This is a genomic window from Streptomyces sp. NPDC030143 (assembly GCF_055573695.1).
The window spans coordinates 26,995-40,063 of the sequence record NZ_JBVIAY010000003.1 but is presented as its reverse complement, the minus strand read 5'-3'; the positions used below and the strand labels follow the sequence as shown (position 1 = coordinate 40,063).

General features: G+C 72.4%; 10 protein-coding genes and 1 pseudogene. 8 read left to right on the top strand and 3 right to left on the bottom strand.

Annotated elements, in window-relative coordinates; all coding sequences use genetic code 11:
• Nucleotides 1-36: 36 nt before the first annotated feature.
• From ACZ4YY_RS06425 to ACZ4YY_RS06405, 5 genes are all read left to right on the top strand, one after another.
• A complete protein-coding gene (locus ACZ4YY_RS06425) occupies nt 37-1,575 on the top strand; it encodes a sugar ABC transporter ATP-binding protein (RefSeq protein ID WP_468284453.1) in 1,539 nt (512 codons plus the stop codon).
• 8 nt (nt 1,576-1,583) lie between these two features.
• Nucleotides 1,584-2,663, top strand: coding sequence for an ABC transporter permease (locus ACZ4YY_RS06420; RefSeq protein ID WP_468285255.1), 1,080 nt, complete (start codon nt 1,584-1,586; stop codon nt 2,661-2,663).
• Complete coding sequence (gene yjfF, locus ACZ4YY_RS06415; protein ID WP_468284451.1) at nt 2,663-3,694, top strand: galactofuranose ABC transporter, permease protein YjfF; 1,032 nt, start codon at nt 2,663-2,665, stop codon at nt 3,692-3,694. The genes ACZ4YY_RS06420 and yjfF overlap by 1 nt, the downstream gene beginning before the upstream one ends.
• 256 nt (nt 3,695-3,950) lie before the next feature.
• The gene (locus ACZ4YY_RS06410) at nt 3,951-6,509 is read left to right on the top strand and encodes a M14 family zinc carboxypeptidase (protein ID WP_468284450.1); all 2,559 of its coding nucleotides are present in this window, start codon (nt 3,951-3,953) and stop codon (nt 6,507-6,509) included.
• The gene (locus ACZ4YY_RS06405; protein WP_468284448.1) at nt 6,506-7,669 is read left to right on the top strand and encodes a serine hydrolase domain-containing protein; all 1,164 of its coding nucleotides are present in this window, start codon (nt 6,506-6,508) and stop codon (nt 7,667-7,669) included. Before ACZ4YY_RS06410 ends, ACZ4YY_RS06405 begins: the two co-directional genes overlap by 4 nt.
• 116 nt (nt 7,670-7,785) lie before the next feature.
• On the opposite strand, the gene ACZ4YY_RS06400 is transcribed toward ACZ4YY_RS06405, so the two are convergent.
• Nucleotides 7,786-8,784 (bottom strand): NADP-dependent oxidoreductase, encoded by a 999-nt coding sequence (locus ACZ4YY_RS06400; RefSeq protein WP_468284446.1) that lies wholly within the window; start codon nt 8,782-8,784, stop codon nt 7,786-7,788.
• Between the two features lie 101 nt (nt 8,785-8,885).
• Between ACZ4YY_RS06400 and ACZ4YY_RS06395 the strand changes: the two genes are divergently transcribed.
• Together ACZ4YY_RS06395 and ACZ4YY_RS06390 are read left to right on the top strand one after the other, a co-directional pair.
• A complete protein-coding gene (locus ACZ4YY_RS06395; protein WP_468284445.1) occupies nt 8,886-9,332 on the top strand; it encodes a MarR family winged helix-turn-helix transcriptional regulator in 447 nt (148 codons plus the stop codon).
• Between the two features lie 94 nt (nt 9,333-9,426).
• On the top strand, nt 9,427-10,233 hold the full coding sequence (locus ACZ4YY_RS06390; protein ID WP_468284443.1) for an EI24 domain-containing protein: 807 nt from the start codon (nt 9,427-9,429) through the stop codon (nt 10,231-10,233).
• Here ACZ4YY_RS06390 and ACZ4YY_RS06385 read toward each other — a convergent pair.
• Both ACZ4YY_RS06385 and ACZ4YY_RS06380 read right to left on the bottom strand, forming a co-directional pair.
• Entirely contained in the window at nt 10,214-11,467 is a 1,254-nt protein-coding gene (locus ACZ4YY_RS06385) for a pyroglutamyl-peptidase I (RefSeq protein WP_468284441.1), read from the bottom strand. The two genes, ACZ4YY_RS06390 and ACZ4YY_RS06385, sit on opposite strands and share 20 nt — an antisense overlap.
• Nucleotides 11,468-11,541: 74 nt before the next feature.
• Nucleotides 11,542-12,489, bottom strand: a complete 948-nt coding sequence (locus ACZ4YY_RS06380) for a LysR family transcriptional regulator (protein ID WP_468284439.1) — start codon at nt 12,487-12,489, stop codon at nt 11,542-11,544.
• Between ACZ4YY_RS06380 and ACZ4YY_RS06375 the strand changes: the two are divergent.
• Nucleotides 12,488-13,042 (top strand): annotated as a pseudogene (locus ACZ4YY_RS06375) (NAD(P)-dependent oxidoreductase); the annotation flags it as partial. The gene ACZ4YY_RS06380 and the pseudogene ACZ4YY_RS06375 overlap by 2 nt on opposite strands.
• Nucleotides 13,043-13,069 lie beyond the last annotated feature (27 nt).

The following is a 13,069-nucleotide window of genomic DNA, read 5'->3' as shown; positions in this document are numbered from 1 at the left end:
CCTGCGGGCCTGAACCATTTCAAGAGGAGCGCTGCCATGGCAGAGCCGCGGCCCGTCCTGGAGATGACGGGCATTGTCAAAGAGTTTCCGGGGGTACGGGCTCTGTCGGGCGTCGACTTCCGGCTCTTCCCCGGCGAGATCCACGCCCTCATGGGCGAGAACGGGGCCGGGAAGTCCACCCTCATCAAGGTGCTGACCGGGGTCTACGCCCTGGACGGCGGCACCATCACCCTCGACGGCAAGGCCGTGCGGATCGGCAGCCCGCTGGAGGCGCAGCACGCCGGCATCAGCACGGTCTACCAGGAGGTCAACCTCTGCCCCAACCTCTCGGTGGCGGAGAACATCTTCATCGGCCGTGAACCCACCCGCGCGGGCCGCATCCAGTGGAAGCAGATGCGCAAGCAGGCCGCGGAGATGGTCGACCGGCTCGGCCTCGACATCGACGTGACGGCGCCGTTGTCCTCGTACCCGCTGGCCGTGCAGCAACTCGTCGCGATCGTACGGTCGGTGGGCCACGGCGACAGCGACGGCCAGGGCTCCGGCACCAAGGTGCTCGTCCTGGACGAGCCCACCTCCAGCCTCGACCGCGACGAGGTCCTCGAACTCTTCCGCCTGATGCGGCGGCTGCGGGACGAGGGCGTCGCGATCCTCTTCGTGTCGCACTTCCTCGACCAGATCTACGAGATCTGCGACCGCATGACCATCCTGCGTAACGGCACCCTGGTCGGCGAGCACATGGTGGCCGACCTCGACCAGGTCGGGCTGATCGAGCTGATGATCGGCAAGGCCCTGGACCAGCTGGAGGAGCTGCACGAGCACCAGCTGCGCTCCGACGTCGGCGAGACGCTCGTCAAGGCCGAGGGCCTGGGCCGCACCGGCGGTATCGCCCCCTTCGACCTGGAGATCAAGAAGGGCGAGGTGCTGGGCCTCGCCGGACTGCTCGGCTCGGGCCGCACCGAACTGGCCCGGCTGCTGTTCGGCGCCGACCAGCCCGACAGCGGCAAGGTGACCGTCGCCGGCAAGCAGGTCCCGATGAGCGCCCCCAACGACGCCATCGACGCCGGTGTCGCGTTCTGCTCGGAGAACCGCAAGACCGAGGGCCTCGTCCCCGACCTCACGGTGCGCGAGAACATCATCCTCGCCCTCCAGGCATCCCGCGGCTGGACCCGGCCCATCCCGGCCTCCCAGCGCGACGAACTCGTCGCCAAGTACATCAAGGCCCTCGACATCCGCCCTGCCAACCCCGAGGCCCGCGTCGGCCAGTTGAGCGGCGGCAACCAGCAGAAGGTGCTGCTCGCCCGCTGGCTGATCACCCAGCCGAAACTGCTGATCCTCGACGAGCCCACGCGCGGCATCGACATCGGCGCCAAGGCCGAAATCCAGAAGCTCGTGGTCTCCCTCTCCGAGGACGGCATGTCCGTGCTGTACATCGCGGCCGAACTGGAGGAGGTGCTCCGGCTCAGCCACACCATCGGCGTGCTGCGCGACCGCAAGCTCGTGGCACAGCTGACCAACGGGCCGGAGATCACCACCAGCAAGATCCTGGAGACCATCGCGAGCGGAGAGCACCAGTGAGTACCCCAGTGACCACCCCCTCCCGCTGGCGAGCACTGACGCACCACCACCTGTTCTGGCCGGTCGCGGTCCTGATCGTCCTGCTGCTCGTCAACGTTCCCTTCACACCCGACTTCTTCTCGATCAAGATGACGGACGGCCACCTCTACGGCAGCCTCATCTCGATCGTGCTGTTCGCCTCGCCGCTGATCCTGGTGGCGGTGGGCATGACCCTGGTCATCGCCACCGGCGGCATCGACCTCTCCGTCGGCGCCGTGGTCGCCATCACCGGCGCCCTGGCCTGCTCGTACATCAGCGACCAGTCCGACCAGAACGCGCTGGCGGGGGTCTTCCTCGCCATGGGCATCGGCCTCGTGGCCGCAGTGGTCTGCGGCCTGTGGAACGGCTTCCTCGTCGCCCGTATGGGCATCCAGCCCATCATTGCGACCCTCATCATCATGGTCGCGGGCCGAGGCGTGGCCCAGCTGATCACCGACGGCCAGATCATCACCATCAACAGTGAGCCGTACAAGCTGATCGGCGGCGGCTACTGGCTGACCCTGCCGTTCTCCATCTTCGTGGTGGGCGCGGTCGTCGCCGTCACGGTGGCGCTGACCCGCCGCACGGCCCTCGGCCTGCTGGTCGAGTCGGTCGGCGGCAACGCCGAGGCCAGCCGCCTGGTCGGCATCCGCTCGCGCCGTATCAAGATCATGGTGTACGTCTTCTGCGCGCTGTGCGCGGGCATCGCGGGCCTGATGATCAGTTCCAACACCTCGGCCGCGGACGGGAACAACGCCGGCCTGTGGATCGAACTCGACGCCATCCTCGCCGTGGTGATCGGCGGCACGTCGCTGCTCGGCGGCCGCTTCTCCATCGGCGGCACGGTGGTGGGCGCCCTGGTCATCCAGACCCTCACCACCACGATCTACACCATCGGCCTGCCGACCCAGACGAACCTGGTGTTCAAGGCCGCCGTGGTCATCGTCGTCTGCCTGCTCCAGTCCCCGAAGTTCCGCGCCAAGGTCTTCGGCGCCCGTGGGAAGACCCCGGCCCCGGCGGCGCCGTCCGTGGCCCCGGCCGATCCCGCTCCCAAGATGGAGGTGTCGTGATGAGTGCGACCACCCAGACCCCCACGACACCTCAGAAGCCGGAAAGCCGTACGCCTTCCGGGGCCGCCCGTCTGCTCGGCGACCGCCGGCTGCCCGTCCTGGTCACGGCCGCCCTGTTCCTCGCGATGTACATCGCCGGGCTCAGCCGCTACCAGAGCTACGGCTTCGGCGAACCGCAGGTGTTCCTCAACCTGTTCATCGACAACGGCTATCTGCTGGTTGCCGCCGTCGGCGCCACCTTCGTCATCCTGTCCGGCGGCATCGACCTGTCCGTGGGCTCCGTGATCGGCTTCACGACGATGCTCACAGCGTGGCTGGTACAGGACGTGGGCCTGCCGCTCCTGCTCGTCGTGCCCATATCCCTGGGCGTGGGGGCGTTCGGCGGCTTCCTCATGGGCTATGTGATCCACAACTTCGAGATCCAGCCGTTCATCGTGACCCTCGCCGGCCTCTTCCTCTTCCGGGGCCTGTGCCTGGTCATCAGCAAGGAGACGATCGCGATCGACGACTCCGCCGTGAGCAGCCTGGCCCAGACGCGGGTCTCGCTCGGGGTGGGTGACCTGTCGATCGGCGCCCTGGTGGCCCTGGTCGTCCTGGCCGCGGCCTTCTACGTCCTCCACTACACCCGCTTCGGCCGCCGGATCTACGCCATCGGCGGCAACGAACAGTCGGCCCTCCTCATGGGTCTCCCGCTGGGCGGCACGAAGATCGCGGTCTACACGATGAGCGGCTTCTGCTCCGCGCTCGCCGGCCTGCTCTTCATGCTCTACATCCAGTCCGGCGACCCGCTGCACGCCGTGGGCATGGAACTCGACGCCATTGCCGCGGTGGTCATCGGCGGCACGCTGCTGACGGGCGGCTCCGGCTATGTGGTGGGCACGCTGTTCGGTGTCCTGGTCCTCGGCCTGATCAAGAGCATCATCCAGTTCGAGGGCACGCTCAGCTCCTGGTGGACGAAGATCGCCACCGGTGTGCTGCTGTGCGCCTTCATCCTGATCCAGCGGACCATGACGTCACGTCAGAAGACCTGACCCGACCGGGAGGTTCCGGCCTTTCCCGTCCCACCCCGGTCCTTCCCGTCCCTCCCGTCCGGAGCGGTCCGGCGCACGTGCATCCCCCGTGCGCCGGACCGCTCCTTCTTCTCGTTCCGGCGGCCTTCGTAGGCCATCCGGGCTATCGGTGACACCAACCCCTCCTTGTTGCAGTTGAGTCGAACAGGTACACCTCGCCGTACCGATCTCCGGCAGCACCGTTCGCAGGAACCGCAGGAAGTCAGAGGAGGTACACGTGCGCACCACGAGAACCACCCCGGCCCGACCTGTCCTGATCGCCGCCCTCGCCCTCACCGTGACGGGCTCCCTCCTGCTCGCCCCCCACACCGCCACCGGCGCCGAACCCGGCCCCGCCACCCGGGACCGCGACACCGCGTCCCCGCCCGCCGACTCCCCGCCGGGCGCCGCCCGTCGGGCCCTCACCGCCCCGGCCCCCGACCTCGACGCCCCCCGCGGCTACCCCCGACGGCAGGTCCTCGCGCCCGACCCGCAGAACCCCGCCGACACGTCCCTCAGACTGGGCCTCGTCCCGTACCACGGCATCGCGCCCAGGCTGAACGCCCTCCAGGCGCTCGGCGACCGGGTGAGCGTGGAGGTCGTGGGCCGGTCGGCGGGCGGGCGCCGGCTGTTCCTCGTCACCGTCACCGCACCGGAGACGGTCCGTCAGGCCCGCGCCCAGGAACGGATGCGGAAGCTGATCGAGGACGCGCCGGCCGTCGCCGCCGGCTCGCGGGAGATCCGGGCCGCCTACAAGACGCCGGTCCTCTTCAACAACAACATCCACGGCAACGAGTGGGAGGGCACCGACGCCTCCCTGGAACTCATCGAGCGGCTCGCCACCGCGAACGACGCGGCGACCAGGGACCTCCTCGCCCACAGCCGGCTGTACTTCAACATCACCGCCAACCCGGACGGCCGTGTCGCCGGCACCCGGGCGAACGCGAACGGCTTCGACCTGAACCGGGACTTCGTCACCGCCTCGCAGCCCGAAGCGCGCGCCGTGCGGCAGATCGGGATCGACAAGCAGCCGGCGGTCCTGCTCGACCTGCACGGCTACGTCAACGGCACCCTCATCGAGCCGACCACCCCGCCGCACGGCGAGAACTACGAGTACGACCTCTTCCTGAAGAACACCTACGCCAACGCCCTCGGCATGGAGGCCGCCGTCAACGGCCTCGGGTACACCCCCGGCGAGGACGGCGTGCGGCCCGCGCAGATCCCCTTCCGCGACCAGCAGGAGGGCTGGGACGACTGGCCGCCGATCTTCACCCCGCAGTACGCGGCCTTCCACGGCACGGTCGCCGCGCACACCGTCGAGATCCCGCTCCAGGTGAACAACGCGGCCTACACCACCCTGCCGGAGAGCGAACTGCGCCGACGGTCCGCCGTCAACGTCGACGTCGCCGGCGCCGCCCTGCGCGCCACCCTCGACTTCGTGCGGACCCGGCGGTCCGCGCTCGTCGCCGACCAGATCGAGGTGTTCCGGCGCGGAGCCGCGGGCGCCGCGCAGGTGCCGGTGTCGGAGCAGACCGTCCCCGGCGTCCCGGGCATCGGCCCGGAGGACGTCTACACGACCGCCTTCCCGCGCGCCTACGTCCTCCCGGCGGGCCCGCGCCCCACGGCCACCGCCCGCCTGGTCGACCACCTCCTCGACCACGACGTCCGCGTCACCCGCGCGGCGCTGCCCTTCCGGCTCGCCGGACGGACGTACCCGAAGGGCTCGTACGTCGTCGACATGCGCCAGCCCAAGCGGGGCCTGGCCAACGTGCTCCTCGCCGACGGGCGGGACATCAGCGACAGGGTGTCGGCGATGTACGACATCTCCGGCTGGAGCCTGGGCCGGCTGTGGGGGGCCGACGTGGTGGCCGTCCGCGGCGGCTCCCTGGCCGGTGTCCCCCTGCGCCCGGTGTCCGCGGCCGCCCCGGCCGGCTCGGTCGCCCCGCGCGGGAACCTGCGGCTGCGCCTCGACGCCCCCGAGGCGGTCGCGGCCCTCAACTCCCTCCTGCGGCAGGGCGTGCGGGTACGGCGGGCCGCCGACGGGAGCGTGATCGTCCCCGCAGCGGCGCGCCCGCAGGCGACGGCGGCGGCCCGCACCCACGGCGTCCCCTTCACCGCGACCTCCCTGTCCGGCACCACCCCCCTGCACCGCGTCCGCGTCGCCGCCGCCGTGACCCCCGGTGAGCTGTTCGCGCTGCGCGGAATGGAGTTCGACGTCACGCCGGTCTCCACGGCCGCCCTCAACGCCGGTTTCGACTGGTCGTCGGCGGACGTGCTGTTCGTGTCGACGGGACTGGACCGGGCCGGTCTGACCGGGCCCGCCCGCTCCGCGCTCGACGCCTTCCTCGCCGGGCGCGGTCTGGTCGGACGGGGCGCCGGCGGGGCCGTGCTCGCCACCGGCGCCGGGCTGCTGGACGTGACGGCCGTCCAGGGCGACGCCGACGCCAACGGCGTGGTCCGCGTGGTCAACGCGGGCCCGGTGACGGCCGGCGCCCCGGCCCACGGGTTCGTCTACGCGCCGCTCTGGTTCACCGCTGTGGGACCGGGGGTGCGCGTCGAGCAGTCGTACGCCGCCGGGAACCCGCTCGTCTCCGGTCACTGGCGGGCCCTGGCCGACGGGTCGGGCGGTCCGTCCGCCGCGGCCGGGCGGCCGGCGGTCGTGAGCGGGCCGCACGCCGTCCTGTTCGGCACGGAACCCCTCTTCCGGGGCCACCCCAGGGGGTCGTTCCCCCAGGTCGCACAGGCTTTGATCACCATGGCACACGCAAGCAGCGGTCGGGTTGAGGAGAGCGGATGACGCAGCAGATCCAGGGCACCGTCGCGGACGGTTTCGAAGCGGTGCGGGAGGAGTTCACCGCGGTCGTCGCCGGGGAACGGCCCGACTACGAAGGGCAGGTGTGCGCCTACCTGCACGGCCGCCGGGTCGTCGACCTGTGGACCGGGGGCGGCGCCGGCGCGGACGCCGACTGCCTGCACGGCGTGCACTCCTCCACCCAGGGCGCCGCGCACCTGGTGGTCGCGCTGCTCGTCCAGGAGGGCACCCTGGAACTGGACCGCAAGGTCACCTACTACTGGCCGGAGTTCGCCACCGAGGGCAAGGGCGCGCTGACCCTGCGCGAGCTGCTCGCACACCGGGCCGGGGTGGTGGGCACGGACACCGGGTTCTCCCCGCAGGAGCTGGCCGACGACCGGCAGATCGCCGAACGCCTCGCCGACCAGCGGCCGTTCTGGCGCCCCGGCACCGCCTTCGGACACCACGTGCTGGTGCTGGGCGCGCTCACCGGCGAGGTCGTCCGGCGGGCCACGGGACGCACGCTCCAGGAGGTGTACGAGGAGCGGGTGCGCGCCGCGTACGGGCTGGACCTCTTCCTGGGGCTGCCGCGCGCGCACGAGCCGCGGTTCCGCTCCGCGCAGCCGATGGCGCCGACCGCCGGGCAGCGGGCGCTGTCGGACGCACCGCCCGACGGGCCCCACACCCTGGCGTCCGTCGCCCTCAACCGGCACGGCGCCGAGCCGACCGACCCGCAGTTGGTGCCCAACGACCCGCTGATCCGGGCGAAGGGCCCGGCCTCCGTGGGCGGGGTGGCGTCGGCGCGCGGTCTGGCCGGGCTGTACGCGGCGGCCATCAGCGAGGTCGACGGGAAGGTGCCGCTGCTGAAGGAGGACACGGCGGCGGAGTTCGCCCAGTTCCACTCCGTGGGGTACGACCTGGTGGCCCGCGCCCACCGCTCGTACGGGCTGGGCTTCCAGGCGACCGCTGACACGTGGTACCCGTTCCTCGGCGCGGGGACCTTCGGGTACAGCGGCGCGGGCGGCTCACAGGGCTTCGCGGACCCGCGCAGCGGCCTCGCCTACGGCTACACCCGCCGCCGTGGCGCCTTCCCCGGCGACGCGGCACCGGAGAACGAGCGTCTGGTGGCCGCGGTGCACGGGGCGGCACTGCGCGACGCCCGGTAGACCGGCGCCGGACGGGTGAAGGCCGCACCCCACGTCCAGGGGTGCGGCCTTCGTCGTGCGCAACGACCGGCGTCGGACGAGCGTCACGGTGAGAAGTCCAGCGCAGGGTGCCCGGGTCAGAGCTTGACGATCATCTTCCCGGTGTTGTCGCCGCGCAGGACGCCGAGGAAGGCCTCCAGGTTGTTCTCGATGCCCTCGACGACCGTCTCGCGGTACTTCAGCTGCCCCGAGGCGACCCAGGGGCCGACCTCCTGGACGAACTGCGGCTGGAGGTCGTAGTGGTCGCCGACCAGGAAGCCCTCGATGCGGCCGCGGGTCTGGATGAGGCGGGCCAGGTTCTTCGGGCCGGGGGCGGGCTCGGTGTTGTTGTAGACCGAGATCATCCCGCAGACCGCGATCCGGCCGTCCCGGTTGAGCTGCCCGATCGCGGCCTCCAGGTGGTCGCCGCCGACGTTGTCGAAGTAGACGTCGACGCCGTCCGGCGCGGCCTCGCGCAGTTGCTCGTTGACCGGACCGTCCTTGTAGTTGAAGGCGGCGTCGAAGCCGTACTCCTCGACGAGCAGCTTGACCTTCTCGTCGCTGCCGGCCGATCCGATGACCCGCGAGGCGCCCTTCAGCCGGGCGATCTGGCCCACCTGGCTGCCGACGGCACCCGCCGCGCCCGAGACGAACACCGAGTCGCCCTCCTTGAACGACGCGGTGCGCAGGAGTCCGGCGTAGGCGGTGAGGCCGGTCATGCCGAGGACGCCCAGGTACGTCGACAGGGGTGCGGCGTCCGCGTCCACCTTCACCGCGTTCTTCGCGTCCACGGCGGCGTACTCGCGCCAGCCGAAGAAGTGCAGCACGTGGTCGCCGACGGCGAAGCCCTCGGCCTCGGAGGCGACGACCTCGCCGACGGCGCCGCCCTGCATGACCTTGCCCAGTTCGAAGGGGGCGACGTACGACTTCGCGGCGCTCATCCGGCCGCGCATGTACGGGTCGACCGAGACGTACGTGTTCCGCACCAGCACCTGTCCCTCGCGCGGGGTGGGGACCTCCGCCTCGACCAGGGCGAAGTCCTCGGGCTTGGGCCAGCCCACGGGGCGGCTGAGCAGGTGCCATTCGCGGTTGATCATGGGGGGTGCCTTTCCTGGTCCACTACGATTTACTTCAGTACCTGAAACAACCATGCTCCTGAATATTTCAGGATGTCAAGTAAACGGGTACCCTGATTCTCATGGCCACACCTCAGAGATCCCCCCGCCCCGACCCCCTGACCCTGGACGTGGTCGAGCTGATCGGCGAGGTCGTGGCCCGCTACCACGAGGACTACGAGAGCGCCGCCGGCGCCCACCACCTCACCGGCGCCCAGGCCCGCCTGCTCGGTCTGCTCTCCCTGGAGCCGCTGCCCATGCGGAAGCTGGCGGTGCGACTGCGGTGCGAGCCGTCCAACGTCACCGGCATCGTCGACCGTCTGGAGGCCCGCGGCCTGGTCGAACGCCGTCCCGACCCCGCCGACCGCCGCGTGAAGCTGGCGGCGGCGACGGACGAGGGCCGCCGGGTGGCGAAGAACCTGCGCGAGTCCCTCCGCTTCGCCCGCGAACCGCTGGCCGGCCTCGCGGAGGAGGAGCGGGTGGCGCTGCGCGGCCTGCTGCGGCGCATGCTGGAACCGGGGGACGGCTGACCCGCCCCGGCCCGCGTCCGGTCCGTCCTTCGGCGCCGGGCCCCGCGCGACGCACCCGGTGGGTCATGTCCATGCGACCGATAGAGTTTCGGCCATGCGTGATCTCGGGGTGGGTTTCAAGTTCCTGATGAGGGGCCAGCGGTGGGTGGCCCGGCACGGCAAGCAGTACGGGTTCGGGCTGGTACCCGGGCTGATCGCCCTCGTGCTCTACGCGGCGGCGCTGGTCGCGCTCGCGGTGTGGGGCGGGGACCTCGTGGCGTGGGCGACACCGTTCGCCGACGACTGGTCCAGCCCCTGGCTCGGCCTGTTCCGCGGGCTCCTGACGGTCGTGCTGTTCGCCCTCGGCCTCCTGCTCGCCGTGCTGACCTTCACCGCCGTCACCCTGCTGATCGGGCAGCCCTTCTACGAGAGCCTCTCCGAGAGCGTCGACCGCGACGTCTCGCCCGACGGCACCGCGCCCGAGTCGCCCCTGCCGCTCTGGCGCGAACTGTGGATCTCGGCCCGCGACAGCCTGCGGGTGCTGGCCAGGGCGCTGTGCTGGGCCGTGCTGCTGTTCGCCCTCGGGTTCGTCCCCTTCCTCGGGCAGACCGTCGTCCCGGTGATCGGCTTCTTCGTCACCGGCTTCTTCCTCACCGAGGAGCTCACCTCCGTCGCCCTCCAGCGCCGGGGTGTCGACCTGCGCGCCCGCCTCGCCCTGCTGCGCTCCCGCAGGACGCTGGTCTGGGGCTTCGGCACGCCGCTCGGCCTGGCCTTCCTGGTGCCCTTCGTCGCCGTCTTCCTCATGCCGGGCGCGGTCGCCGGCGCGACGCTCATGGCGCGGGAGCTGCTGGGGGAGGAGATCGGGGACGGCGACGAGGAGGACCGCAGGCAGGAGACCGACGCTACCTTCGGTCCGCGCTGACGGCCACGGCCACGATCGCCCGCACCTGGGCGACGATGTCCAGCCGGTTGCGCACGAACTCGGGGTCGCTCACGGTCCCCGTCGCCGGATCGGTGTTGCCGGTGCCGAACGCCAGCACCGGCGTGTGCACGTGTCCGCCCGGCAGGGTGCCGGCGAGCCCGAGCCGGTCCCGCAGCAGCGTCGCCCGGTAGGCGATCTCGTTGGAGAGGTAGTTCCCGCCGCCCCCGGCCCGCGCGGTCGACCCGGGCGTGGGCCCGTCCGGCCGGACGACGGACTCGGTGCCGCCCGCCGGGATCTCCGTCACCCCCGTGTTGTCGAACACGGGGAAGCGGCCGGTGTCCGCCGCCGTGATCGCCCGGTACGGCAGGGTCGTCGTCGTCCACTGGGGCTGCGCGCCCGGGTCGGCGACCGGGATCGTCTCCGTGCGGCTCACGTTCTCGTTGTCCGGGAAGCCGCCGCGCCAGGCCCCGTTGGTCCGCTCGACGTCGAACCGGCCGACGCGGCCCTGGCTCACGGTCGCGAAGAGGTCCACGTGCCCCAGGAACGGCCCCAGCGTCCGCTCGACCGTCCCCTCGGCGAAGTCCCGCCAGCGCACCGGGAAGACGGCCGCCTCCACCCGGGCCGGCCCGCTCGCCGTCTCGATCACCGTGCCGTCGAGGGCGAGCGCGCTCGCACCGGAGGGGTTGGAGATCCGGATGTCGCGGTCCAGCGTGAACGGGTCGAACCCGGTGACCAGGACCCGCCGCATGCCCGGGGCGGCGGGCCGGAAGCCGATGTCCGTCCCACCGCGTGAGGTGCGGTCCAACTCGGCCCCCAGCGCCGCCCGGCGGGTGTCGTCGAGTGGGAACGCGGGCTGCCACAGCCGCAGTTCGCGTATCAGGGCGAGCCGCGCCCAGTACAGCGGCCGGTCGTCGTCCCGGCTCAGCTCCCCGCCGGCCGGCCCCCGCCCCTGCGCCCGGTCCACGGCCCGCCGCCACAGCGCCGAGCCCTCGTGGACGACGACGTGGCGGGCCTGCGCGAAGGTGCGGGCGGAGGCGAGGAGGCGGCCGAAGCGCGGGGCCACCGTGTCGAAGCCGGAGCGGGCCAGGATCTCCCGGGGGGCGGCATGGTCCAGCCGCCGTTCCTCGACGGTGGGGGCGGCGGCCCGGGCGGCGGCGGCCGCGGTCGTGGGGGCGAAGAGGCCGGCCAGCAGGGCCAGGCCGAGAACACCGGCGCGAACTCGAGAGCAGGGCACGGGAGTCGGGGTCCTTCCGTCGCTGTGGGGGGAGCGTGAGGTGGGACGGCGGAAGTATCCCGTGACGGCAGTGGTCACGCCATGGGGCGTGCGACGGTCGCCGCGGCCTCCCGCAGGACGGCGAGGAACGCCTCCGCGGCGGGAGTGAGCGACCGCCCCCGTTCCGTCGCCGCGTACACCGCCCGCGCCGGGGCGCCCTCGTCGAGGACCGGCAGCAGCACGACATCGGGCCGGACCGAGGCGGCGGCGAGCGCCGGGACCAGCGTCACGCCGAGGCCCGCGGCGACGTAGCCCTGCTTGGCGGTCCACTCGGCCACGACGTGGGCCACACGCGGCCTGAAGCCCTCGCGCAGGGCCGCGTCGAGGAGGGTGCCCTCGGGGTGGGGGCCGCCGGAGATCCAGTCGTCGTCGGCGAACCGGCCGAGCCGCACCGGCCCCGCCAGGCCCGCCAGCGCGTGGGCGGCCGGGACGGCGACGTACAGGGACTCGTCCAGGAGGTGGTGCAGGGCGTACGCGTCCAGCGGGGCGCGGCCGGTCGTCGACACCACCGCGAGATCGAGCTGACCGGCGGTCAGCCGCTCCAGCAGGGCCGCGCTGAACCCCTCCTCCCGGGTGACCCGGACCTCGGGGCGGCGGGCCCGGAACGCGGCCAGGGCCCGCGGCACCAGCGCCGCGTCCGCGGTCGCGAACGCCCCGAACCGCAGCCGCCCGCCGGTGCCCTCCCGCAGCGCGTCCAGTTCCCGACGGGCACCGCGCAGCGCCTCGGTGACGGACTGCGCGTACGGCACCAGCGCCCGGCCGGCCTCGGTGAGCCGCACGCCCCGCGGCAGCCGGTCGAACAGCGGGGCCCCGCCCAGCGCCGCCTCCAGCGACGAGATCTGCCGGGAGACCGCGGACTGCGTCCAGCCGAGGGTGCGCGCGGCGACCGTGAACGAGCCGTGCCCGGCAACCTCCAGGAACACCCGGAGCCAGACCGAGGAGAGCTCCGGTTCCGCAGCCGTCGTGTGATGCTGATTCTGCATGGCTGCCATGCTAGACATTCGCTTGTCGCATCACGGTGGCGGGCCTAGCGTCGTCGGCATGGAAAAGCCGGAGAAGAGACCGGAGAGGCCGGGCAAGGCGCCGGAGAAGCCGGGCAAGGCGCCGCAGAAACCGGAGAAGCAGCCGGGAAGGGCGCCGCAGGGGTTGGAGCGAACCGCCTTCCTCGGGCTCGGTCGCATGGGCGCGCCGATGGCCCGTCACCTGCTCGCCGCGGGCCATCCGCTGACGGTGTGGAACCGCACCACCGACAAGGCGGCCGAGCTGGTCGCCGAGGGGGCCGTGCTCGCCGCCGACCCCGCCGGGGCCGTCCGCGACGCCGACGTCGTCGTCACGGTGCTGTCCGGTCCGGACGCGCTCGCCGAGGTCGCGACGGCCGTCGTCCCGGCGCTGCGGTCGGGGGCCCGCTGGATCGACATGTCGACCGTGGGCCCGGCCGCCGTCCACGCCCTCGCCGCCCGCCTCCCCGACGGCGTCACGCTGGTCGACGCGCCCGTCATGGGCAGCACCGACAAGGCGGCCGCCGGGACGCTCGGCATCCTCGCCGGCGGCGACGGCGTGGAC